This is a genomic window from Thermopolyspora sp. NPDC052614 (genome assembly GCF_040678635.1).
Classification (GTDB): Bacteria; Actinomycetota; Actinomycetes; order Streptosporangiales; family Streptosporangiaceae; genus Thermopolyspora.
The window spans coordinates 256,856-278,897 of sequence record NZ_JBFATZ010000001.1; the positions used below are offsets into that span (position 1 = coordinate 256,856).

Below are 22,042 nucleotides of genomic sequence, written 5' to 3' on the forward strand. Positions count from 1 at the left end.
GGACGGGATCGGGCGGCTCAGATCACCGCGACCGCCGTGATCAGGCCGATGACCAGGTGCGTCACGGCCAGCAGGATCGCGGCGGGCTGAAGCTTCTGCTCCCGGGTCAGCTCGCGTACGGAGATCCCGGCCACCTTGTCGAAGGCGATCATGCCGATGGTCTGGGCGGCGATGCCGACCAGGCCGTAGACGAGCGTGGCGAGCAGGCCGTCGCGCAGGGCGCCGCCGGAGGACCAGATCGAGGCGGCCACGATCAGGCCGATGCCGGCGATGCCGGACGCGGCGACGAGGGTCGCGTTGGGGTTGCGCTCGGTGCGTAGCAGTGCGCTCAGCTTGCCCGGGGTGACCAGGTCGATGACGTAGAAACCGGCGATCAGCAGCAGTACGCCGAGGATCGCGTAGGCCACGATGGCCAGGGCGCCGTTGGCGAGCACCTCGACGAGCTGGGAGGTCGGCAGGGACGAATCGCCGTACCGGATGCCCGGGGGAACCTCCCCGCCGGGGGTCCCGGGCAAGGGCAGGGGAGTCGAGAAGGCGGTGGCGGAGGGCAGGGGGGCGGGCAGGGGGGTGGGTGACATATCTCGATATCTCCGGCTCTACAGCGCGATGCGGTGGGGGACGAACGACGAGGTGTCGTCGGTGATCAGCGTGGTGGTCTCGCGGATGCCGAGCCCGGCGGCCTCGTCGTGCACGACCCAGGCGCCCAGCACCGGGCGCTGGCCGCCGAACTCGGGCAGGGCCAGGAACTCCTGGTAGACGTGGCCCTCAGCGCCGTACGCGCCCGTGGTCTCGGTGGACTCCCCGGGGACGACGACGCGCATGGACGCGCCCTCGCGGCCGAGCAGGGGCTTGCGGATGTAGTGGGTCAGGTCCCGGGGGCCGTCCAGGTACGCGGGCAGCAGGTTCGGGTGGTCCGGGTACAGCTCCCACAGGATCGCCAGCAGGGCCTTGTTCGACAGCAGCATCTTCCACAGCGGCTCGATCCACGTCATCGACACCTGCTGCGCCACCGCCTGCGGCCCGAACGGGTCGGCGACCGCCCACTCCCAGGGATAGAGCTTGCACAGCGAGCGCATCACGCGGTTGTCCATGTCCACGAAGCGCCGCGCGACCGGATCCCAGCCGATGTCCTCCATCGCGATCGCCACGGTGGTCAGCCCGGCCTGATCGGCGGTCTCCTGCAGGTAGCCGAGCGTCATGACCTCTTCGCCGGTTTCGTCCATGTTCGTCCAGGCGAAGTGGACGGGACCCGTGGGCAGTTCGAGCTCCTTCCACCGGTCGACGAGGCGCTCGTGGATGGAGTTCCACTGGTCGTCGCCGGGGTGCACGTCCTGCAGCCAGTACCACTGCACCACGGAGCTCTCCAGCAGGCTCGTGGGCGTATCGGCGTTGTACTCCAGCAGCTTGGCCGGGCCGTGCCCGTCGTAGCGCAGGTCGAAGCGGCCGAACACGTGCGGGTCGCGGCGCTTCCAGGAGTCGGTCACCGCGGGCGCCGCCCACTCCGGGATCGCGAAGTCGGCGAAGCGCTTCTCCGTCACCACGTGCTCGACGGCGGACAGGCACATCCGATGCAGCTCCTCCACCTGGTTCTCCAGGTCGAGGACCTCCTCCATGGAGAACACGTACTCGACGCTCTCGTCCCAGTACGGCCTGCTCAGGTGAACCGGGTGCGCGGATCGATGGAAGGCGAGCCCCTGCGACTCGATGATCGACTCCCAGTTCTCCCGAGGTGTGCTGGACATCCGCTCCACCCGGTTTCCCCCCTACGTCGGTGTTCGTCCCGGCGGTATTCGCCGGCCCGGTTGCCGTCTGCCCTGGTTTCGCCTGGCGGGCCTGCATCGACCGGCAGGGCCAGAGGTTTCGAGGCGCCGGCGCGCGTCGCCGGTGTTTCACACCCGCCGGGAAGCCGCTCGCTCCGAATCGCGCCACGACCGTGCTTGTCGGCCCCGCCGCCCGTCGATCTCCGGCCACGCCACCCGGCTCCTCGGCTCCTGGCGCCCCTGCCCTGCCCGGCCCCGGGTCGGTACGGCCCTCCATCTCCACGCCCACCCCTGACCCGCCCACCTCTGACCCGCCCGGCGTCAGCCTCCGCCGAAAATGCGCCCGCCGAACCCACCGCGTTGGATCACGTGGCCGTTCCGGCTGGTGATGTGGGCGTCCGACGGGCGGATCGTGGTGCCTCCGGTGACCCGGTCGCCGACCCGGCGCCCGCCGTAGTACCAGCGGTACGCGACGCGTGACGACGAGAAGTCGTCATCGTCGTCGTCATCATCGTCGCAGTAGAAGTCGCTGACCACCAGGTACTGCCCGGACGCGTCGGTGTTGGTCCAGTCGACGCAGTCAGCGGCCACCTCCTCCGCGCTGTTCTGGGCGGCGCAGAATCCGACCACCAGTACGGAGAGCGCGGTGATCGTCCCCAACTTGACCACTTTCGAGGCGCGCTGAGACGGCTGTTTGGGCCCGTCGGGTGAGGGGCCGGCCTGGTACCCGATAGTGGCCATGGGGCTCCTGCCTGTTGGAATCGAGCCAGCGTACCGTCCTTCCCCGATCGTTCGCGATAGTAGACGATCTTCCTGTCGCATCCCCTCCGAAAGGCCACAACCACCTAGCCGTCGGCGCTTTCAACCGCAAAGTGTCGGTTCTCGGACGTACCGTCGCGGATGTGAACCGCATCGATCGGCTGTACGCCCTCGTCGAGGAGCTGCGGGCGATCTTCCCCCGGTGCGCCGGCCCCAAGGAACTCGCCGCGCGGTCCGGCGTCAGCGTCCGGACCGTCGAGCGTGACGTGGCGCGGCTGCAGCGGTCCGGCCTGCCCATCACCCTCGTGCCGGGCGAGGGCTACCGGCTGGCGGAGGGCATGGCCCTGCCGCCGCTGAATCTCACCCCCGAGGAGGCCGCGGTCATCGCCGTCGCGCTCCACCGGATGGAGGAGGACCGTTTCGCGCCCCAGGCGGCGGCCGCGTTGCGCAAGATCTCGGCTGCCCTGGCGGTGCCCGAGGAGGAGCTGACCGGCATGCCCCCGGTCGCCCGCGTGATCGAGCGCGCCCTGCTCCGCGATCGCCCCCTGCGCATCGAGTACGCCGACCGCAAGGGCGCCGTCACCGCTCGGGATGTCGAGCCCAGGATCTTCCTCGGGGGCCGCGGCGGCTTCTGGTACCTGGTTGCGTGGTGCAGGATGCGCCGGGACGTGCGTGTCTTCCGCCTGGACCGCATCGCCTCCGCCGTCGAACTGGACGAGACGCCGGCGTGCGACGACGGGACGGCCGGAGCGGGTGGACCGCCGGGGGCGGCGTAGCCGGACGTCATAGCGCCCGCGCGTGCGCGGGTGAGCGTGGTAGATCTGCAGACTTTTAATCTGTAGGTTCAGGGTTCGAGCCCCTGGCGCCCCACCAGGTCGCGTCCGAGATGCGGTGTAAAAGGGAGCGGGCGTAGGTTGCCGTGTTGAACCGACCAAAGTTCGCACGACAGGAGACCTGCGCCCGTGTCTCGCAGACCATCGCCCGCCGCCGCCATCCGTGCCGAGATCGACGCCCTGTTCGCCGAGGGCCGTGGCCTGGTCGAGGTCGTCGAGGACGTCGCCCGTCTCGGAGCTCGACTGATCATCCAGACCGCTGTCGAGGCCGAGGTGGACGCCTTCCTGGGCCGTGCCCGCCACCGGCGCGCGCCGCCGTCGTCACCGCCGCCGGCGAGCAGGCCCTGGTAGGGCCCGGCCACCGCAACGGCCACTGCCCGACCACCGTCAAGACCACCACCGGGCCGGTCACCATCGCCCGCCCCAAGCTGCGCGGCACCACCGAGGCGTTCGCCTCCCGCCTGTCCGGCACCGGCGTCACCCGCACCAACGCGCTGGAGACCCTGGTGATCGCCTCGTTCGTGCGCGGGCTGAGCGTCCGCGACGTCGCAGGCGCCCTGGCCGACGCCCTCGGCCCCGAGGCCGCGTTGTCCACATCGACGGTCTCGGCGATCTGCCAGGCCATCGTCGCGGAGTACGACGCCTGGTGCCGGCGTGACCTGACCGGCATCGAGCTGGACCACCTGTTCCTGGACGCCTCGCACTTCAGGATGCACGACGGCGGTCGCGCCGAGCCGATCCTGGCCGCCTGGGGCATCACGGTCGAGGGTAAGCCGGCCTTCGTCGGCCTGGCCGCCGCCGGATCGGAGTCCACCGACGCCTGGCACGACTTCCTCACCGATCTGGCCGCCCGTGGCCTGCGCCCGCCGCTGCCGGTGATCTCCGACGGCGCCCCGGGCCTGATCGCGCGAGCTGCGCCTTCGCTGGTCACTCAAGATCGGCATGCGTCTTTACAAGCAGAGGGTCAGGGGTTCGAATCCCCTAGCTTCACCAGCCAAAATCCCAGGTCAGCCGCGTGACCCTTTAGGGATGTGGAAAGACTCTCCGCAGCGGAGGGTCATGCCCCTCGCGTCTGCTGTCGCGGTCCAGAGAAGTGACGTTCCCTGGTAGTTGGCCATCCTCCGCGCGCTTAACCATTCCCTCAAGGACAGCTCGGGCGTCTCTGCCGACGGAGTCGCTCTCCGGTGACTCCAAGGAGAGAATCTTCTTTGCGAGTAGGGCGGCACCGCGAATGTTCTTCTCTACCGCATCCGGTCGCCGCTCGTAAATCTTACTGATCCAGATGTTGTTCCAGTTGCCCCTCTTGGGGCCCTGCTCAATATAAGCGAGGAGAAGTCGTCCCACCTCTTCCTCTGGAGTCGCTTCCCGATCGGAGGTTCGCTCACGGAGGATTTTCTCGACCCTGCTTACTGCCTCCTCCATCCGCGTGATGGCCGCCTGCGTCTCGGTAACCCGAAACTTGGTCTCTTCGGCAACCGTCCGTGTTTCGCGGGCGACATCTAGGGCCGCCTCGGCTGCACGCCTGGTCCTGCCCAGTAGGCCCTTCTTACTCCCTTGCTCCGTCATACATCCCTCGCCTGCGTTGATGTGCTGCACCATCCCGGAAGGTACGGAAAGGGAGGACGGTCAGCCAGGCACGATTGCCTGACCAGATGGAAAGCGCGCCATGGCCAAGAAGACGTATCGGCGCGTCCCGCGGACGTGAAAGTGATGGCATCACGGAAAGCAGGACCCCAGTAGGTTAGTCGCACGGCCGCCAGCAGCGACTCGGGGGTGAAGGACTCGATCCAGTTCAGCCAGGAGCCGTAGGTCGGCAGGTAGACCATCTCGACGTCGTGGGCCCCGGCGTCGCCCGCGGGCGCTGCGGATGCCCTTGCGGCCGCCATGCCTGGCCCTTACGGGCCTGGAGGTTGAGGGGGCCGAACTCGTCCACACAGATCACTCTCCCGCCCTTCGGGCGGGTGTCGTATACGGCCAGGACCTGCTGCGCCTTGGCGATGAAGTCGGGGTCGCCGCTGCTTTTCCAGGTCGTCGTCAGAAGACCCCGCCCGCCTTCAGGATCCGCGACAGGTGCTGTCGGCTGATCGAGGTCACCAGCCTGATCTGCTTCAGGTGGGCGGCGAGCTTGGACAGGCTCCAGGTCGAGAACGCGGTGATGCCCGTCGGCGGGGGCGCCGCAGAGCTACCGGACTCGAACCGGGCCCCAGGCCGCGGGGGATAGACTCCTGCATGGGCCACGATCTCGACGATTCAAGCGGCCTTCACGCTATTGGCGATCACACGCATCCGAAGTTCTCGGGCCGCCGGTGTCGGCGACTTGGAAAATTGAGGGCGCCCGTGATTCGACCAGCGGGTGCACCGACCTGGTGCGCAGCCAAGGCGGCGACGGCCTATAGGGGGACACGACCTGCGGCAGATGAGTGGATCACCACGGCCTCCCTATCCGTCTTGATGGGCGGCGGCTTCTCGTTCGGCTCGGTGGCTAACGGAGATACCTACGCGGATGCGCGCCTCACCGACGGCCTTATTCAGCTGGGCGAATGGATCGGGGCGCATGAGCAGGTCGGCGCCTTCGACAGCGGGTGTCAGTGGCTGATAGTTCCCATCGTGGACGAGGTGACCGCGCCACTGGCGGCAGACCAGACCAGGGCCGTCGTCGTCGCCGAGGCAGTGGGCGGCGGCAGATCCCGGCCGCCGGTTTGATGACCTGTTCAATTTCGTGCATGACCCGGCCACGCTGCTCGTGGCGTTCGACCGGGTCGCGATGAACCTCGGTGCGCGCAGCCCGGGTGTGGACGGCTTGACGGTCGCCCACGTCGAAGAACTGCTTGGCGTCGAAGATTTTCTGGATGACCTGCCTGCCCGTCCGAAGGCGGGCACGTTCGGTCCGTTGCCGGTGCGGGAGAGAAAGATCCCGAAGCCGGGCGGGTCGGGGAAGCTGCGTAAGCCCGGTATCCCGGCCGTGGTGGACCGGGTTGTCCAGGCGGCGCTGAAGCTGGTGCTGGAACCGATCTTCGAGGCCGATTTCGAGCCGGTCTCGTATGGGTTCCGGCCCAAACGGCGTTCCCAGGATGCGATCGCCGAGATCCACCACTTCGGCACCCGCGGCCTCGGCCGTCGTGGATCGGGTTCGAGGCCGTGTCTAGGACAAACGCGTACTGGGGCTGGTCAAGGCGTTTCTCAAAGCCGGGATCATGACCGAACTCGGCGAGCACCAGGACACGCACACCGGCACGCCGCAAGGGGGCATCCTGTCGCCGCTGATCTTCAATATCGCCCTCTCGGCTCTCGATGAGCACCTGACTGGGCCATGGAGGGACGGCGGGGTCACGTCCACCGAAAGCCGACGCGGCACGCGCCGCCGCGAAGGCCTGGCGACCTGGCGACTCGTCCGCTACGCGGACGATTTCGCCGTGCTGGTCAATGGGAGCCGGCACGATGCCGAGGCATTGCGGGAACAGATCGCCGCCACCCCCGCTGGGCTGGGCCTGCGTCTGTCGGAGGCCAAGACTCAGGTGGTGCACATGAGCGAGGGATTCTCCTTCTTGGGGTTCCGCATCCGAGCGGTCGGCGAACGTGCCGTCGCGACCTTGAGAGCCTGGAAGGTGCCGGTCAAGCAGCGCTGCTGCCCTCGCCGCGCCACGGCGCTGGTTCAGGCCATCTTCGTCCTGCAGACCATTGCGGAGAACCGCTACACAGGATGAAAAAAGCCTCATGGTGCTGGACATGGAGGGCGGAGCCGGACGACCAGAAGACGGACATCTGCGTGGCGATCGCATGCGAATCCGCCGGCGACCGTCGGTTCAGTCCCTGGGTGCGGCCGTGTCGTCCGGTGGGTCTGACTCGCCGATGGACGCGGGCGCGGATCGGGTGAGGATCTGACGTAGCCAGGTCCGGGTCGACTCGATGTGCTCGATCATCGCTGCGGCGGACTCCTCCTGGTCCCCCCGCCGCAGCGCGGCGGCGATCCGGCGGTGGTCGCGCCTGGTCTGCGCGACGTCGGGGGGATAGACGAAGGCGTCCGTCGGGAGGAAGAGCAGCCCGCGCGTGTCGGTGATCGCGGCGGTCAGCCGGGGGCTGCGCGCGGCCGCGGCGATCGCCTGGTGGAAGGCGCTGTCGGCGGCGCGAAAGCTTGTGACGTCGCTGACGTCGTCGAGTTGTGCGACGGCCCGTTCGATCGCGGCCAGGTTCTCCTCGTCTCGCCGCCGGGCGGCGAGACGCGCGGCGTGGGACTCGACCGCGATCCGGAAGTCGAGGATGTCCTCCAGATCGGCCAGGTTCTCGCGCATCCGCCGCAGCCAGCGGCGACGGGGTTCGACGAGTTCGGTGACGAACGTCCCGCCGAACGCGCCCCGTCGAGTGGTCAGGTATCCCTCGCCCTGCAGTTGGGCGAGGGCCTGGCGGACGGAGACCCGGGCGACGCCGAGCTGCTCCGCCAAGGCTCGCTCGGGCGGAAGCCGATCCCCAGGGCCGACCTCACCCCGGTGGATCAGCCCCCGGAGGTGCTCGACGATGACCTGGGGCGTCGTCGGTGCGACGGCCGGTCGCGCGGCACTCTCCGCATTGCTCATGTTGATCACGTTAGATACACCCCCCGATCCGGTCAAACGCGCGCTCGGCGCCGAGAGGAGGCCTGCGGGCGGGTCGCCGCCGGGTCTGCCCGATCGGATGCCACGGGTCTATTGACTCCTTCCGAGTCTAAGGTATTTAATCCAGTCCATTAATGGTCTGGCTTTCAGACTTTCGGGGGGCTGCCGGCTGCCGGAGGTGCGAGATCTCCGGCCGAACGGACTGGAGGCGCCGGTGTCCACAGACAACAACCTCGCGAGGCACGCGCTGACGGCACGACATGTGGCGATCATGTCGATGGCCGCGACCGGCCCCGCCGCCGTCCTCGCGCTCAACTTCGGAGTCATGGGGGCGATGGCGGGCCCGGCGTTCGTGCTCGCCCTGGTCTTCACCCTGATCGCGGTACTGTTCCTGGCCAACACGCTGGTTCAGTTCTCGCATCGCTACCCCAGCGCCGGGGCGATCTACACCTGGGTCACCCGCGCCTTCGGGCAGCGGACCGGCTTCGTGCTGGGCTGGCTGTTCGCCGGTTCGTACATCCTGCTCTCGGCGGCGGCCGTGATCGTCCTGGGCTACTGGGGAGAGACGATCACCGGCATCGCGCTCGGCGGCGCCGTGCCGTGGTGGGTGTGGAGCGCCGCCGGGCTGGCGTTCATCGCCCTGCTCGCCTATCGCGGCATCGCGCAGAGCACGCGGAGCATGCTCATCCTCTTCGGCGTCGAACTCGCGGTCGTCCTGGCGCTGGCCCTGTGGGTGATCATCCGGGTCGCCGCCACCGGGGGACTGACCACGACACCGTTCCAGCCGTCCGCGGTGCCGCACGGAGGCGGGTGGGCCGCGATCGGGCTGGCGATGACGTTCGGCGTGCTGTCCTGCGTCGGGCTGGAGGAGGCGACCACCCTGGCCGAGGAGACCGCCAACGCGCGGCGCGCGGTCGCCCGCGGCGTCCTGCTGGCCGCCATCGTGATCCCGGCGACCTACGTGCTGGCCGGATACGCCGTCTCGGCCGGGCTCGGCGACGAGGTGATGTCCAACCTCGACGCGGCCACCGCCGATCCGCTCGGCGAGGTCACCACGAGGTTCTGGGGCGACGGCGTCGGGCTGTGGATCGTGTTCCTCGCGGTCCTGTCCAGCATCCTCGCGTTCACCCAGACCGCCTTCAACGCCGCGCTGCGGGTGCTGTACGCCCTCGGCCGCGAGGGGCTGGTGCCCCGGCCGCTCGGCCGTACCCACCCGGTGCACAAGACACCGCACGTGGCGGCCTGGGTGGTCGCGGCGCTGGTCGTCGTCCTCGGCGTGCCGCCGGCGATCAGCAGCGGTCCGCTGAACGTGTGGATCTACTACGGCTTCATGATCTCGGTGATGTTCCTCGTGGTGTACGGGACCACCAACCTCGCGCTGATCGTGGACACCCTGCGCAACCATCGCGCCCGGTTCCACCCGGTCAAGCACGGGATCCTCCCGGCGATCGGCCTGCTCGCCATGGCGTACCCGCTCTACCGGACCGTGTGGCCGCTGCCGGCCGAGCCGCTGCCGCTGCTCGCGCTGGCCGTCCTCGGGTGGATCGCGCTCGGCGTGGTGGTGATGGTCTGGCTCTCCGCCAGACGTCCGGAGGCGGTACGCCGGGCCGGGCTGGTGATGGGGGAGCTGGCGGAGCTCGACGACGTCGACGGCGTGGACCGCAGGCAGCTCCCGGACAGGTCATGACGTGCCCCGGATCGGGGTCGGTCGCGCCCCCGGACACAACCGCGAAAGAGAGGACACGACGCCGTCATGCGTCCCGTCATCGGAGTCACCTCCATTCCCCGGCGCGCGCGTAACGCGATGGGCGAGTTCCCGCACGAGACCGTGCCGGAGGACTACCTCGACGCGGTCCGCCGAGGCGGCGGGGTTCCCGTCATCATCCCCGTGCACGGGAGCCCCGCGCCGCAGCTGTGCGCACGGATCGATGCCCTGGTGCTCACCGGCGGGGGCGACGTCGATCCGTGCCGCTACGGCGGGCCCGCCGACGGCGTGGAGGGCGTCGACCGCGTCCGGGACGACGTGGAGACCGCGCTGCTGCGCGAGGCGCTCGATCGCGGCCTGCCCGTCCTCGGCATCTGCCGGGGAGCGCAACTGCTCAACGTCGTCCTCGGCGGCACTCTCGTCGGCGACCTTCGCGCCGCCGGGCGGGCGGCGCACTGGAACACCGAGGACTGGGACGGCGGCGTTCACCCGGTCGAGGTGGTCCGCGGCAGCCTGCTGTCCCGCATCGCGGGCGATTCGTTCCCGGTCAACTCCGTTCACCACCAGGCCGTCGACCGGCTCGCCCCGGGAGTCACGGCGGTGGCCCACGCGCCGGACGGGGTGATCGAGGCGATCGAGGTCGATGGGCATCCGTTCGCCCTCGGCGTCCAGTGGCACCCGGAGTGCCTTGCGGATCCACCGCACCCCCAGATCTTCGACGCACTTGTCGCCCAGGCGGAAAGGACGGCGCATGCCCAGCCCACACGTTCCTGAGATCTGCTACATCGACGTCGGCGGGACCTTCACCGACGCGTTCATCGTGGACGGCGAGGGAGGCTACGCGACCGGGAAGGCGCCCTCGACCCACGGCGACATCGCCCGGGGGTTCTTCGCCGCGATCGATGCCGCGGCCCGGCAGTGGGACATGTCCGCCGACGAGGTGCTGCCGCACCTGAAGGTGCTCGGGTACGGCTCGACCGCCGTCCTCAACGCGATTCTCACCCGTTCGGGCCGTACCCCCGGCCTGATCACAACGCGCGGCTTCGAGGCGATCCTGCTCATGGAGCGGGGCAAGCAGACCTGGCTCGACCTCGACCGGGCGTCCCGGCTCCACCCGGTCACCCACCGGCACAACGAGCCCATCGTCCCGCGCCGGCTGATCCGGGGCGTCACCGGCCGGATCGACGGCCGGGGCCGGGAGGTCATCCCGCTGCGCGAGCAGGAGGCCCGCAGCGCCGCCGGAGAGCTGCTCGACGCCGGGGTGGACGCGATCTGCGTCGCCCTGCTGTGGTCGTTCCTTGACGACCGGCACGAGCGCCGGGTGGCCGAGATCGTGGCGGAGGAGGCGAACGCGCGCGGCCGCACGGTCCGGGTCGTGTGCAGCGTGGACGTCGCCCCGGTCATCCGCGAGCTGCCGCGCGTCAACGCCACGATCCTGGAGGCCTACACCGGGGACATCGCCCGCAACGCGTTCGGCGGCATGCAGGAGCGGCTGCGCGAGCGCGGGTTCCGCGGCCGGCTGCAGATCATGCAGTCGACCGGTGGCCTCGCCCCGGCCACGCACGTCAAAGCGGTCGAGACGATTCAGTCCGGGCCCGCCGGCGGCGTCATCGGCGCCCGCTACCTCGGCCAGGTGTACGGCTTCGACAACGTGATCACCAGCGACGTCGGCGGCACGAGCTTCGACGTCGGCATGGTCACCGAGGGCTACATCAACGTCAACCGCGAGCCGAGCGTGGCCCGGATGCTGGTCGGCCTCCCGATGATCGAGATCCTGTCGATCGGGGCCGGGGGCGGCACGATCGCCTCCATCGACCCGCTCACCGGCCGCCTCGAGATCGGGCCCGCCTCGGCCGGATCCGAGCCCGGCCCGGCGTGCTTCGGGCGGGGCGGCACCCGTCCCACGGTGACCGACGCCGATCTGGTGCTTGGCTACCTCAACCCCGCGAACTTCGCCGGCGGCAGCCTGCCGCTCGACGTCGAGGCCGCGCGCACGGCGATCCGGACGCAGGTCGCCGAGCCGCTGGGGATGAGCGTCGAGGAGGCGGCGGAGGGGATCCGGGTGGTCGCCGACGCGAAGATGCGCGACGCGATCGCCGGGCTGATCGCCACCCGCGGCCTGGACCTGTCGGAGTATCACCTGCTCGCGTTCGGCGGCGCCGGTCCCTCGCACGTCGCCGGCTACACCGACGGCCTGAACCTCGCCGGGGTGCTGGTCCTGCCGTTCAGCCCGGTGTTCTCCGCGTTCGGCGCCTCGTCCGCGGATTACGAGCACCACTACAACCGCACGGTCAACGTCGTCGTCTCGCCGGACCCGGACGAGCGGGAGATCGAGGCCCTCGGCCGGACGCTCGGCGACGCGTGGCGGGAGCTGGGCGAGCAGGCGCTCGACCAGATGGCCCGGGAGGGTTTCGAGCGGGCCAGGGTCCGGTTCCGGCCGCTGGCGATGCTGCGGTACGGCCGGCAGCTCAACGAGCTGGTCGTCGAGTCGCCAGTCACCGACATCCGCGCCCGCGCCGACTGGAACCTGCTGATCGGCGCGTTCGAGGACATCTACGAGCGCGTCTACGCCGTCGCGGCGAAATATCCCCAGGCCGGCTATGAGGTGCTTGAGGTGGGCCTGGTGGCGTACGTCGAGAAGATCCGCCCCAAGCTGCGCGCGGAGGCGCTCGCCGGACCCGACCCCGCGCCCGGCGCGCGGCGCGCGACCCGGCGCGGCTACTTCGGCGGCTGGACCGACATGCCCGTATGGGACCTGGCCGGGCTGCGGCCCGGCAACGAGCTGCACGGACCGTGCGTCGTCGAGGACGCGACGCTCACCGTGGTGGTCCCGCCCGGCCGGTACGTCCGGCTCGACCAGTACAGCACGCTGTGGATGGAGAAGGAGCGGTGAGCGTGACCGACGACACCCCGTTGCGCCGGCAGTTGGCGGAGCTCGAACGCCGGATCGCGGCCCAGGGCTGCTACCTGACGGAGCTGCCGGCCAAGGAGTCCGACCCGATCCGCTACGAGCTGCTCAACTCCAAGCTCGTCGAGGCCGTCACGAGCGCCCACGAGGTGGCCCGGCTCGTGTCGGCCTCGCCGATGACCCGCGAGCTGGGCGAGGTGATCTTCGGGCTCTACACGCCCGAGGGGGACGCGGTCGTGCTCTCCCGCGGGCTGCTGATCCACGTGCACACGATGAGCCGGATGATCAAGTGGATGATCCGGAACGGGTACGAGGACTCCCCGGGGTTCGCGCACGGCGACTACTACTTCAACAACGATCCCTACATCGGCGGCGCGCACTGCCCGGATCAGATGATCGTCACTCCGATCACATACGAGGGACGGCTCGTCGGCTGGGCCGGCGGACTCACCCACACCCCGGAGACCGGTTCATCCGAGCCGGGGGGATTCGTTCCGTTCGCGCGGTCGCGCTTTGAGGAAGGGCTGTTCCTCCCCTGCGTGAAGATCGCGGAGAACGACGAGATCAAGCGAGACCTGGAGATCATGGTCGAGCGCAGCGTGCGCAGCCCGATCTACTGGCTCACCGACAACCGGGCCAAGATCACCGGGGTCCGGATGATCCGGGAGCAGGTCGGTGAGCTCATCGGGGAGTTCGGCCTGGAGTACTTCACCCGGGCGTCCCGCGAGTACATCGAGGACACCTACCGGGCCGCCCGCAGCCGGGTGCGGACCGTGCTCGCTCCCGGGCGCTACCGCGAGATCAGCTGGCGTGGCAGCGTCATGCCGGGTGAGGAGCGCCTGCTGCATGGGCCGGTCGAGGTGACCGTCCGGCGCGACGGTCACCTCGAGATCGACTTCACCGGCATGTCCCCGGCCGGCCGGCACCCGTTCCAGGGGACGCTGCCGACCCTGGAGGGACTGGTGATGAATGTGATCATCCAGCACCTCTTCTACGACCTCAAGCACAACGAAGGCGTCCTGATGGCGACCCGGCTGAAGGTCCCGGAGGGCAGCGCCGGCGATCCGCCGAGCTTCATCTATCCCACGGCGCTGTGGGGCGTCACCTACAGCGCAGGGCTCGCCGCCGGGCAGGCGCTGTCCCGGGCCTACTACGCGCGGGGCTACCGGGAGGAGGTGCACGCGACGAGCGCGCTGTCGACCGGCTACACCGCGGGCGGCACCGACCATTACGGGCGGCCGTTCGGAGCCCACAACTTCGAGTTCGCGGCGGCCGGGCTGTTCGCGACCGGGGTCGCCGACGGCCTCGACACGGCCGGGGTGGAGTTCAACCCCGAGGGTGAGATGGGGGACGCGGAGATCTGGGAGCAGATCATGCCGCCGGTCTACCTGGCCCGGGAGATCCACATCGACGGCGGCGGCTTCGGCCGGTACCGCGGCGGGAACGGCGTCTTCTCCCTCTACATGGTGTCGAACAGCGATGATCTGGAGATCGGCTCGTTCGGATCCGCGCCGATCTTCAGTGCCCCCGGGCTGATGGGCGGCTACCCGGCCGGAGCCCTCTACATGTGGGTCGGCGGCCGTACCAACCTGCGGGAGCTCATCGAGTCCGGGGCCGCGCTGCCGGCCGGTGAGGGGGAGAACCCGGAGCGCCCCGCCTTCGTCGACGCGATCGGAGCGGATTGGGAGCTGTACCCTGGGGCGAACCGCCTCGCCCGGCCGGTCCGGGACCACGACGTCTTCACGGCGATGTCCGGCGACGGCGGCGGATTCGGCGATCCCATCGAGCGCGACCCCGCCGCGGTCGCCCGCGATCTCGCCAACGGCGTCGGCACGCGATGGGCGGCCGAGCATGTCTACGGCGTGGCCGTCGGCGAGGACGGCGAGGTCGATGAGGAGGCGACCCGCGGCCTGCGCGCGCGGATCCGCCGAGCCCGGCTCGAACGCGCCCTCCCGGCCGACGAATACCGCGCCCGCGTACGGGGAGAGCTCCTGGAAGATCGGCTCCCCGCGCCGACCGGACGGATGTACCGCGACGTCCTGCGCTTCTCCCCGGAGTGGCGCAGACACTTCCTCGGCTTCTGGGGCCTGCCGGACGACTGGGAGCCTCAGGTGGCCGAGGCGGCCGGCTCCGCCTCCGAGCCGGTCCGGATGTCCACCCGAAACACCGACCCGCTGGAGGCCGGCCGTGTCTGAAGATTCCAAGGCCCAGATCGCCGACCTGCTCGCGGGCCGGCTCAGCTCCGAGGATCTGCAGGCGCTGCAGCGTCAGGAGAAGGACCCGGGGCGGGAAGCCCTTGTGAGGAAGATCGAACAGGAGCGCCTCGGCTGGACCGAGCCCATCCTGGTCTGTCTGCAGCAGCACCTGTACATCGTGGGGCTATCCGACGGAACCCGGACCGTGCGCTGCGACTGCGGCCATGACTTCGGCGATCATCGGCGCAACTGGAAGGAGGCCGCGCTTGTCTACGAGCGGGACCCGGGCGACGGGCAGGTCTTCCGCGGCCCGCGGGCGGCCGATCCGCAGTGGAACATTCTTCGCGAGTTCTACTGCCCCGGATGCGCCACGCAGCTCGACGTCGAGGTCGTCCCCCGGGGCTACCCCTTCGTCTTCAACTTCCTTCCGGACCTCGACGAAGACGCGGAGCGTGACACGTGAACGGTGACCGGCCGGCGGACGCGGAGCACTTCATGGCGTGGTGCGAGGAGCGCGGCGTGCACACGGTGGTCGTCGGCACGTCCGACACCCACGGGTCCTGGATCGGCAAGCGGGTCGCCGTGCGCGAGCTGCCCGCGCTGCTCCGCGGAGAGGGGCTGGCCTTCAGCGACGTGCTCTTCGCGATCACCCGGGATGGGAACAACGTCGTGGAGCCGCCCGCGACCTGCGCGACGTACTTCCCGCGCAAGGACAACGGCTACCCCGACATCTTCCTGCGGCCCGACCCGTCGACCGCCCGGCTGCTGCCATGGCACGACGGCACCGCCGCGGTCAACGGCGAGTTCGTCCTCCCGGACCACACCCCGGTGCCGATCGCCCCGCGCAACGTCCTGGTCGCCCAGGTGAAGCGGGCGCGCGCTCTCGGACTCCAGGTCCGCATCGGATTCGAATTCGAGTTCTATCTGCTGCGGGGCTCGCTCGCCGAGCTGGCGGACGGCGGATACGAGCTGCGGCCGCTGTCCGCGCGGCCGTACACCTACATGGTGTTCCGGTCCAGCGTGGACGCCCCGCTGCTGCGGCGCATCCGGGACGGCCTGGAAGGAGCCGGCATCGCGATCGAGGGGCTCAATCCCGAGACCGGACCCGGGCAGTACGAGATCAACACGCGGTTCTCCGAGGCGCTGCGCGCCGGTGACGACGCCTTCCTCTACAAGAACGCGATCAAGGAGCTGGCCGCCGCCGAGGGCCTGGTCGCGACGTTCATGGCCAAGCCCCGCACCGACTGGGCCGGGTCGAGCTGCCACCTGCACCAGTCGCTGTGGCGGCTCGACGACGGCGCGGCGCTGATGTGGTCACAGGACGGGCCGTTGTCACGGGCGGGCCGGCAGTACGTGGCCGGGCTGCTGGCCACCATGGCCGACTTCGCCGCGCTGTTCGCGCCCACCGTCAACGCCTACAAGCGCCTCGTCCCGTATTCGTGGGCGGCGACCACGGCGAGCTGGGGGCTGGACAACCGGTCCACCGGGTTGCGGGTCGTCGGCGACGGCCCGCGGACCAGGCGGGTCGAGCATCGCCTGGGCGGGGCCGACGTGAACCCCTACCTCGCCATCGCCGCATGCCTGGCCGGGGGCCTGCACGGGATGGAGAACGGCCTGGAGCCCGGCGAGCCGTACGGCGGGGACGCCTACGCCGACGACGGGCTTCCCCGGCTGCCGGCCACCTTCGCCGAGGCGCTTGACCGGCTGGAGGCGAGCGACCTCGCCCGGAACGCCTTCGGCGACGCCTTCGTCGAGCACTTCGTGGCGATGAAGCGCTGGGAGGTCGAGCAGTACCGAGGCCAGGTCTCCGACTGGGAAGTGCGTCACTACGTGGAGACGGCATGAGCGGCGGAACCGGTCTGCGCACGGTGCATCGCAGGTATGTCTCGTTCGACCACGCGCACTACGCGGGCGGGCTCGTCGACGGGGCGTTCGTCCTGGGCCTCTTCGGCGACGTGGCCACGGAGGTGTGCATCCGGCTCGACGGCGACGAGGGTCTGTTCGCGTCCTATCACGACGTGCAATTCCGTGCGCCCGTCTACGGCGGTGACGTGGTCGAGGCCGAGGCGGTGGTCGAGCACGTCGGGCGGCGCAGCCGGAGGCTGCGCTTTCAGTGCCGGGTGGTGGCACGCGCACGCTCCGGCGGCCGGCCCGGCGCGGCGACCGTCCTGGACCCGCCGATCGTCGCCGTCGACGCCGTGGGCACCGTCGTCGTTCCCGCACCCGCCGAGGAGGTCTCATGACCGGCGCGCCGACCGGCAAGACCCTCATCACCGTGGCCCCGACCGGGGCCGAAGCGAGCAAGGAGGCCGTGCCGAACCTGCCGGCCACCCTCGATGAGCTGGTCGCCACGGCGAAGGCGTGCGAGGCCGCGGGCGCGGCGCTCATCCACGTCCACATCCGCGACGCCGACGCCCGGCCGACCCTGGATCCCGGCCTGCTCCGGGAGGCCGTCGCCGCCCTCCGCGCGGAAACGAGCCTGGTCGTCCAGCTCTCCACGGGCGGGTCGGTGCACGACCGCTACGAGGACCGGCTCCGCGTCCTCGACGCCGGTCCCGACTCGTGCTCGCTGACGATGGGTACGGTCAACTTCGGCGACGAGGTCTTCATGAACCCCTGGCCGTTCATCGTCGAGCTATACCAGCAGGCCCGGGACCGCCGGATCGTGCCCGAGTTCGAGCTGTTCGACCTCGGCCATATCGCGGCACTGCACCGGCTGCTCGGCACGTACGGTCTCCCCCATGGCGGCGCGGTCCACTGCGACCTCGTCATGGGCGTGCCGGGCGGGATGCCCGGAACCGCGGCCGCGCTCGTCGCCGCCGTGCAGGCGCTTCCCGACGCCGTCACGAGCTGGAGCGCCACGGGCGTCGGCCGCACGACCCTGCCCGTCGCGCTGGCCGCGCTGTCGGCCGGCGGGCACCTGCGCGTCGGCATGGAGGACACCCTTACCTTCGCCAAAGGTCGGCCGGTACGCGACAACGCCCAGCTCGTCTCGCGCGCCGCACGGCTCGCGACGATCGCGCAGCGCCCGCCGATGTCCCCCGGCGAGGCCCGCAGTCTGCTCAGGATGAAGGAATGCTTGGTGTGAAAGAACGCTTGGTGTGAAAGAACGCTGAGCCGCCGTCGCCACCGGCCCGACGCCCGCCGGGCACGACGGGGCGGCGCCTACCACACCGGCCGGTACGTCAAGGTGCCCGGGTCGCGAAGCCACTGTGGTGCCGACTCCGGCCGACCGGGGACCGGGGCGACCGTGACGGCCCGGCACACCGCCCCGGCGTCGACGCCGTCGAGCCATGACCCCGCCCTCGCCGCAAGCGCTGACCCTGGCCACAGGTCCTGACCTCGATGGCCGAGGGCGGCGTCCCGGTCGTGGTCTGCGCCGGAGGGTGCCCGCGAGTAGCGCTCCGGTCGCGCGTGGTGCCGGTACGGCGAGCGGCGGCAAGGCGCTGACCGGTGGCGAGCCAGGGGGAGGCGGGGAGCGGGGACACGGGGGCGGGGAAACTGTCGGAGGCGTGGCGTAGCCTTCGCGCGTGAATCGCACCGATCGGCTGTACGCCCTCGTCGAGGAGTTGCGCGCGATCTCGCCGCGCTGCAGGTCCGCGCGGGAGCTCGCCGCCAGGTTCGAGGTGAGCCCGCGCACCATCGAGCGGGACATCTCCGCTCTCCAGCAGTCAGGGGTTCCGATCTACGCCGAGCCTGGCCGGCGCGGCGGCTACGCGATCGACGCGCGGATGTCGCTGCCGCCGCTCAACTTCACCCCGGCGGAGGCGGTGGCGATCGCGCTCGCGCTGAGCCGGACGGAGGATCGTCCCTTCGCCGCCTACGCGCGCACCGCGCTGCGCAAGGTCGTGGCGGCCATGCCCGGCCGGGACGGGGAGCGGGCGCGCGATCTGGCGGCGAGGATCGGGTTCCTTCCTCTGATCCCCGGCCCACGTGACGGCCGGAGGGATCCGGCCGGTCGGGCCGAGGCGCCCGAGCCGGACGGGGCTCGGGCACGCGCGGTCCTGCCCGATGCGGGCGAACAGGACGCGCTGCGGGGACGTGCGATCCTTCCTGGTGCCGCCGCCGATGGGACGACCGCCCGGAGCGTCGTCCGTGCGATCGAGGATGCCCTGCTCCACCGTCATGTGCTGCGCATCGAGTACACCGACCGGACAGGCTCGGTCACCGTGCGGGAGGTCGAGCCCGGCCTGTTCCTCGGCGGCAGCCACGGCGTGTGGTACCTCTCGGCCTGGTGCCGGCTCCGTGATGAGGTTCGTGTCTTCCGCCTCGACCGCATCAGGTCCGCCTCGCCGACGGGAGAGCGAGCCCCCGCCAGGCCGTCCGCCCAGTTCGTCGGCAACCTGCCGGACACGTCGATCCTGCTGCATCCGGCTCTCGACTGAACCGGCCGGTCGGCGGTCGCGCTCATCACGGGCCGTGCGGGGCCGCCCGGGCTGGGCGTACGCGCGGTCGCGTCCACGGTCCGGTCGCCTTGCCTCGGCACCCTCTGGGAAAAGATCTTCGGAAACACCGACATAGGGGTGTCGCGTGGCCGAGAGATCGTGGACACGTTCGAGAGGAAAGCCGATGGCCGAGGCCGTGAGCGGGCGCAGCCCCGCACGTGAGATGCCTCAGGCCGTGACGAGGAGGACCATTATGAGCGCACCCGCGATCAACACCGTCACCTGGTTCGAGGTGGCCAGTGACGACCCCGACGGAGCGCAGCGGTTCTACGGCGAGTTGTTCGGCTGGGACTTCGTCGCCGACCCCGATTTGCGGTCCGCGGGCATGGACTATCGCCTCATTCGCTATCAGGGCGGCGAGGCGTTCAAGGGCGCCATCCTCGGGACCGAGGGGGACAGGCCCAATCACGCCGTGTTCGTCGTCCTCGTCGCCGACGTGTCCGCGACCTGCGAGCAGGTCGAGCGGCTCGGCGGCAAGGTCGTGACCAAGGTGGTCGGCAACTCGTCCGGCCCCGACTTCGCCTACCTGCAGGACATCTCCGGCAACGTGTTCTCCGTCTTCGCGCCGCGACCCGCCAACTGACCGGAGGCTTTCGGGCGGTGGCGCACGCCTTCCCCGCACCACCGCCCGAAAGCCTCCAGGAGGTGGGAGGGCCCGCGGGCTCCGGCCGCATCCCGGGGGCGTGGCCTGGCCGCCCCAAGGGGGTGACTCCGCACTTCTGGTCGGCACTTCTGGTCGGCCTCGGTATTCGGCGCCGTCGAGATTGCGTGCACGGTGGCGACGCGGCCTGAGGCGCCTTCGCCGATGGGCGCCGGGCATGGCGCCGGGCCGGTCCGCCTGGTCGGACCGGCCCGGTGGCTCTCGTCAGGCCGTGGAGCCGTCGGCCGAACGTGCGGTGCACATCGGGATTCGATATGTGGACGGGGACATGGCTGTTCTATCCCTGCTGGCCGGTCTATCACTGCTGACAGGTCTAGCCGTGCTAACAGGTCTAGCCCTGCTGACCGGGGCCTTGCTGTCCGGGGCCTTGCTGTCCGGGGCCTTGCTGTCCGGGGCCTTGCTGTCCGGGCCAGCCGACCTGGCCTGGTCCCGCGTTGCCGTATGGGCCGGGGTTGCCGTACGGTCCCGCGTTGCCGTACGGGCCGGGGGCGCCGTACTGGCCGTAGGGGCCGGGCGGGGCCTGCGGCGTCGACGGGGGCTGCGGCGGGGCGAACTGGCCGTAGCGGACCGCGCGGGTCTGGTCGCCTCCGGCCGGGCTCACCTGGTTGTGGGCGACGGGGTAGGAGGAGTGCGCGCCGTTCGAGATCTGCTGCTGTTGCCAGGGCGGCGGCGGGATCTGGCCGTAGCCGTTGTTGCCGCCGGGCCACGAGCCGGGGGGCGTCTGCTGGTACTTGCGCCGGCGTCCGCCGAGGACCTTGACCAGCACGGTGATGACGATGAGGGCCACGATCACGCCGCCGCCGATCAGCACCCACGTCCAGAAGGGCTGGGGTGTCTCGTCCTTGCCCGCCGAGATCGCCTGCTGCGACTCGCTGATGTACTTGGCGACGTACGGGTGGTTCGGGTACAGCGCCTGGACCTCGCGGAACTTCGGCAGCGCCGACTCGTACCAGTGCTTGAAGTAGTCGTCGAGCGCCTCGTTGTACCGGGTGGTGGTGAGCGCCGCGGCGGGCTTGACGTTCTTCTCGTTCAGCTTCTCCTTGATGATGCTGACGGGAAGCACGAAGCTCTCGTTTTCGGACGCCTCGCCGTTCGCGCTCACGGTGCCCGCGATCAGCATGCCGATGACCTTGCCGTCCTTGTTGAACACCGGGCCGCCGGAGTTGCCGTGGTAGGACGGCGCCTGCGTCTGGATGTACGGCACGCCGTTCTGCGTGGTGCGCTTGGCGTTGTACGGGCCCTCGGTCAGCGCCGGGTCCAGCTTCGACTCCAGGCTGAAGAACGGGGTGTTGGTGACCAGGCCGGGGAAGCCGCTGATGTAGAGGGTGTCACCGGTCTGCACGTCGGAGTCGTCGCCGAGCGGCACCGTCGGCAGGTTCTGCTGGCCGTTCACCTTCAGCAGCGCGAAGTCCTTGCCGGGGTAGCTCTCGCCGACCGAGACCAACTCGGCCGGCACCGGCTTGGCCGTCTTGTCGACGCCGCCGCCGGGCAGGCTCTGCACCACCGCGAGGCTCTTCTGCAGGCCGCGGATCTGCATGTGGGTGGTGTTGAACGTCACATAGATCTGCTGGGCGAGCTTGATGAGCTCCTCGTCCGCCTCGATGCCCTGCAGGCCCTTGATGATTTCCTGGGCGTCCTGCTCGTTGAACTTGGCCAGCGCCTGCTGGGCGAACAACTGCGCCAGTTCGGTCTCGCCGACCTCCACGCAGTGCGCCCCCGTGACCATGTAGCCGTCGGGCGTCACCCACCAGCCCGTGCACAGACCGCCGACCTGGGCGTCGACCGTGCGCTCCGGGGTGGTGGCGGCAAGGTAGGTGTCGACGTCGGCGGCGATGCGCCGGAACAGCCACTTGGCGATGTCGTTCTCGTTGGAACTGATCTTGCCCGCGAGCACGGCCTGCGTGGCCGCCTGCACGAGCTGGTTGAACTCCGCCTGCTTGATCGTGCTGGTCGGCACGACCACCTGGCCGGTGTAGGTGAGGGTGGTCAGTTGCACGGCGGGGTGGGTCTGGGCGGCCAGCCGGGTCCCGATCGCCACCGACGGCCCGTCATCGGCGGTCGCCGGCGCCGCGGCCAGCGAGGACAGACCAGCCGCGATCGCGATGGTGCCCGCGATCCTGGCCAGCTTCTTGATAAATGCTCCGTTCACGGACAAAGCGTGGAATACCGGTCTTGTCCATGACTTGT

General features: G+C 70.2%; 21 protein-coding genes, 1 tRNA gene and 2 pseudogenes. 17 read left to right on the forward strand and 7 right to left on the reverse strand.

Features of this window, described 5'->3' with window-relative positions; all coding sequences use genetic code 11:
- Positions 1-17: 17 nt before the first annotated feature.
- The 3 genes from AB0K60_RS01020 to AB0K60_RS01030 all read right to left on the reverse strand — a co-directional run bounded on the left by AB0K60_RS01020 (position 18) and on the right by AB0K60_RS01030 (position 2,501).
- Positions 18-578 carry a DUF350 domain-containing protein gene (locus AB0K60_RS01020; protein WP_364047104.1) on the reverse strand — a complete coding sequence of 187 codons (561 nt, stop codon included), beginning with the start codon at positions 576-578 and terminating at the stop codon, positions 18-20.
- 18 nt (positions 579-596) lie between these two features.
- Positions 597-1,742: a glutathionylspermidine synthase family protein gene (locus AB0K60_RS01025; RefSeq protein WP_364047107.1), complete on the reverse strand. Its 1,146-nt coding sequence runs from the start codon at positions 1,740-1,742 to the stop codon at positions 597-599.
- A 339-nt stretch (positions 1,743-2,081) separates the two neighbouring features.
- Positions 2,082-2,501, reverse strand: a complete 420-nt coding sequence (locus AB0K60_RS01030; protein WP_364047110.1) for a hypothetical protein — start codon at positions 2,499-2,501, stop codon at positions 2,082-2,084.
- Between the two features lie 161 nt (positions 2,502-2,662).
- Between AB0K60_RS01030 and AB0K60_RS01035 the strand changes: the two genes are divergently transcribed.
- From AB0K60_RS01035 to AB0K60_RS01050, 4 genes are all read left to right on the forward strand, one after another.
- Complete coding sequence (locus AB0K60_RS01035; protein ID WP_364047113.1) at positions 2,663-3,295, forward strand: WYL domain-containing protein; 633 nt, start codon at positions 2,663-2,665, stop codon at positions 3,293-3,295.
- A 28-nt stretch (positions 3,296-3,323) separates the two neighbouring features.
- A tRNA-Lys gene (locus tag AB0K60_RS01040) sits at positions 3,324-3,392 on the forward strand.
- 89 nt (positions 3,393-3,481) lie between these two features.
- On the forward strand, positions 3,482-3,703 hold the full coding sequence (locus AB0K60_RS01045; protein ID WP_364048155.1) for a hypothetical protein: 222 nt from the start codon (positions 3,482-3,484) through the stop codon (positions 3,701-3,703).
- Complete coding sequence (locus tag AB0K60_RS01050; RefSeq protein ID WP_364048129.1) at positions 3,697-4,371, forward strand: transposase; 675 nt, start codon at positions 3,697-3,699, stop codon at positions 4,369-4,371. The genes AB0K60_RS01045 and AB0K60_RS01050 overlap by 7 nt, the downstream gene beginning before the upstream one ends.
- A gap of 4 nt (positions 4,372-4,375) precedes the next feature.
- On the opposite strand, the gene AB0K60_RS01055 is transcribed toward AB0K60_RS01050, so the two are convergent.
- A complete protein-coding gene (locus AB0K60_RS01055; RefSeq protein ID WP_364047116.1) occupies positions 4,376-4,918 on the reverse strand; it encodes a hypothetical protein in 543 nt (180 codons plus the stop codon).
- A 468-nt stretch (positions 4,919-5,386) separates the two neighbouring features.
- A complete protein-coding gene (locus tag AB0K60_RS01060) occupies positions 5,387-5,590 on the reverse strand; it encodes a hypothetical protein (protein WP_364047119.1) in 204 nt (67 codons plus the stop codon).
- A gap of 210 nt (positions 5,591-5,800) precedes the next feature.
- On the opposite strand from AB0K60_RS01060, the gene AB0K60_RS01065 reads away from it, so the two are divergent.
- The 3 genes and pseudogenes from AB0K60_RS01065 to AB0K60_RS01075 all read left to right on the forward strand — a co-directional run.
- Positions 5,801-6,055, forward strand: coding sequence for a hypothetical protein (locus AB0K60_RS01065; protein WP_364047122.1), 255 nt, complete (start codon positions 5,801-5,803; stop codon positions 6,053-6,055).
- 461 nt (positions 6,056-6,516) lie between these two features.
- Positions 6,517-6,900 (forward strand): annotated as a pseudogene (locus AB0K60_RS01070) (reverse transcriptase/maturase family protein); the annotation flags it as partial.
- A 6-nt stretch (positions 6,901-6,906) separates the two neighbouring features.
- Positions 6,907-7,056: pseudogene (locus AB0K60_RS01075) on the forward strand (IS5/IS1182 family transposase); the annotation flags it as partial.
- Positions 7,057-7,155: 99 nt separating this feature from the next.
- Here the strand turns inward: AB0K60_RS01075 and AB0K60_RS01080 are convergent.
- Positions 7,156-7,923 (reverse strand): FCD domain-containing protein, encoded by a 768-nt coding sequence (locus AB0K60_RS01080; protein ID WP_364047125.1) that lies wholly within the window; start codon positions 7,921-7,923, stop codon positions 7,156-7,158.
- Between the two features lie 232 nt (positions 7,924-8,155).
- On the opposite strand from AB0K60_RS01080, the gene AB0K60_RS01085 reads away from it, so the two are divergent.
- The 10 genes from AB0K60_RS01085 to AB0K60_RS01130 all read left to right on the forward strand — a co-directional run bounded on the left by AB0K60_RS01085 (position 8,156) and on the right by AB0K60_RS01130 (position 19,777).
- Positions 8,156-9,628, forward strand: coding sequence for an APC family permease (locus AB0K60_RS01085; RefSeq protein WP_364047128.1), 1,473 nt, complete (start codon positions 8,156-8,158; stop codon positions 9,626-9,628).
- Between the two features lie 66 nt (positions 9,629-9,694).
- Entirely contained in the window at positions 9,695-10,420 is a 726-nt protein-coding gene (locus AB0K60_RS01090; protein ID WP_364047130.1) for a gamma-glutamyl-gamma-aminobutyrate hydrolase family protein, read from the forward strand.
- The gene (locus AB0K60_RS01095; protein ID WP_364047133.1) at positions 10,398-12,539 is read left to right on the forward strand and encodes a hydantoinase/oxoprolinase family protein; all 2,142 of its coding nucleotides are present in this window, start codon (positions 10,398-10,400) and stop codon (positions 12,537-12,539) included. The genes AB0K60_RS01090 and AB0K60_RS01095 overlap by 23 nt, the downstream gene beginning before the upstream one ends.
- 2 nt (positions 12,540-12,541) lie before the next feature.
- Entirely contained in the window at positions 12,542-14,749 is a 2,208-nt protein-coding gene (locus AB0K60_RS01100) for a hydantoinase B/oxoprolinase family protein (protein ID WP_364047136.1), read from the forward strand.
- Positions 14,742-15,212 carry an acetone carboxylase subunit gamma gene (locus AB0K60_RS01105; protein ID WP_364047139.1) on the forward strand — a complete coding sequence of 157 codons (471 nt, stop codon included), beginning with the start codon at positions 14,742-14,744 and terminating at the stop codon, positions 15,210-15,212. Before AB0K60_RS01100 ends, AB0K60_RS01105 begins: the two co-directional genes overlap by 8 nt.
- Positions 15,209-16,594, forward strand: coding sequence for a glutamine synthetase family protein (locus tag AB0K60_RS01110; RefSeq protein WP_364047142.1), 1,386 nt, complete (start codon positions 15,209-15,211; stop codon positions 16,592-16,594). Before AB0K60_RS01105 ends, AB0K60_RS01110 begins: the two co-directional genes overlap by 4 nt.
- A complete protein-coding gene (locus tag AB0K60_RS01115; RefSeq protein WP_364047145.1) occupies positions 16,591-16,992 on the forward strand; it encodes a hotdog domain-containing protein in 402 nt (133 codons plus the stop codon). Before AB0K60_RS01110 ends, AB0K60_RS01115 begins: the two co-directional genes overlap by 4 nt.
- Entirely contained in the window at positions 16,989-17,837 is an 849-nt protein-coding gene (locus AB0K60_RS01120) for a 3-keto-5-aminohexanoate cleavage protein (protein WP_364047148.1), read from the forward strand. The genes AB0K60_RS01115 and AB0K60_RS01120 overlap by 4 nt, the downstream gene beginning before the upstream one ends.
- A gap of 442 nt (positions 17,838-18,279) precedes the next feature.
- Complete coding sequence (locus AB0K60_RS01125; RefSeq protein ID WP_364047151.1) at positions 18,280-19,134, forward strand: WYL domain-containing protein; 855 nt, start codon at positions 18,280-18,282, stop codon at positions 19,132-19,134.
- 253 nt (positions 19,135-19,387) lie between these two features.
- Positions 19,388-19,777: a VOC family protein gene (locus AB0K60_RS01130; RefSeq protein ID WP_364047154.1), complete on the forward strand. Its 390-nt coding sequence runs from the start codon at positions 19,388-19,390 to the stop codon at positions 19,775-19,777.
- A 409-nt stretch (positions 19,778-20,186) separates the two neighbouring features.
- Here AB0K60_RS01130 and AB0K60_RS01135 read toward each other — a convergent pair whose 3' ends face one another.
- On the reverse strand, positions 20,187-22,004 hold the full coding sequence (locus tag AB0K60_RS01135) for a trypsin-like peptidase domain-containing protein (protein WP_364047157.1): 1,818 nt from the start codon (positions 22,002-22,004) through the stop codon (positions 20,187-20,189).
- Positions 22,005-22,042: the final 38 nt, after the last annotated feature.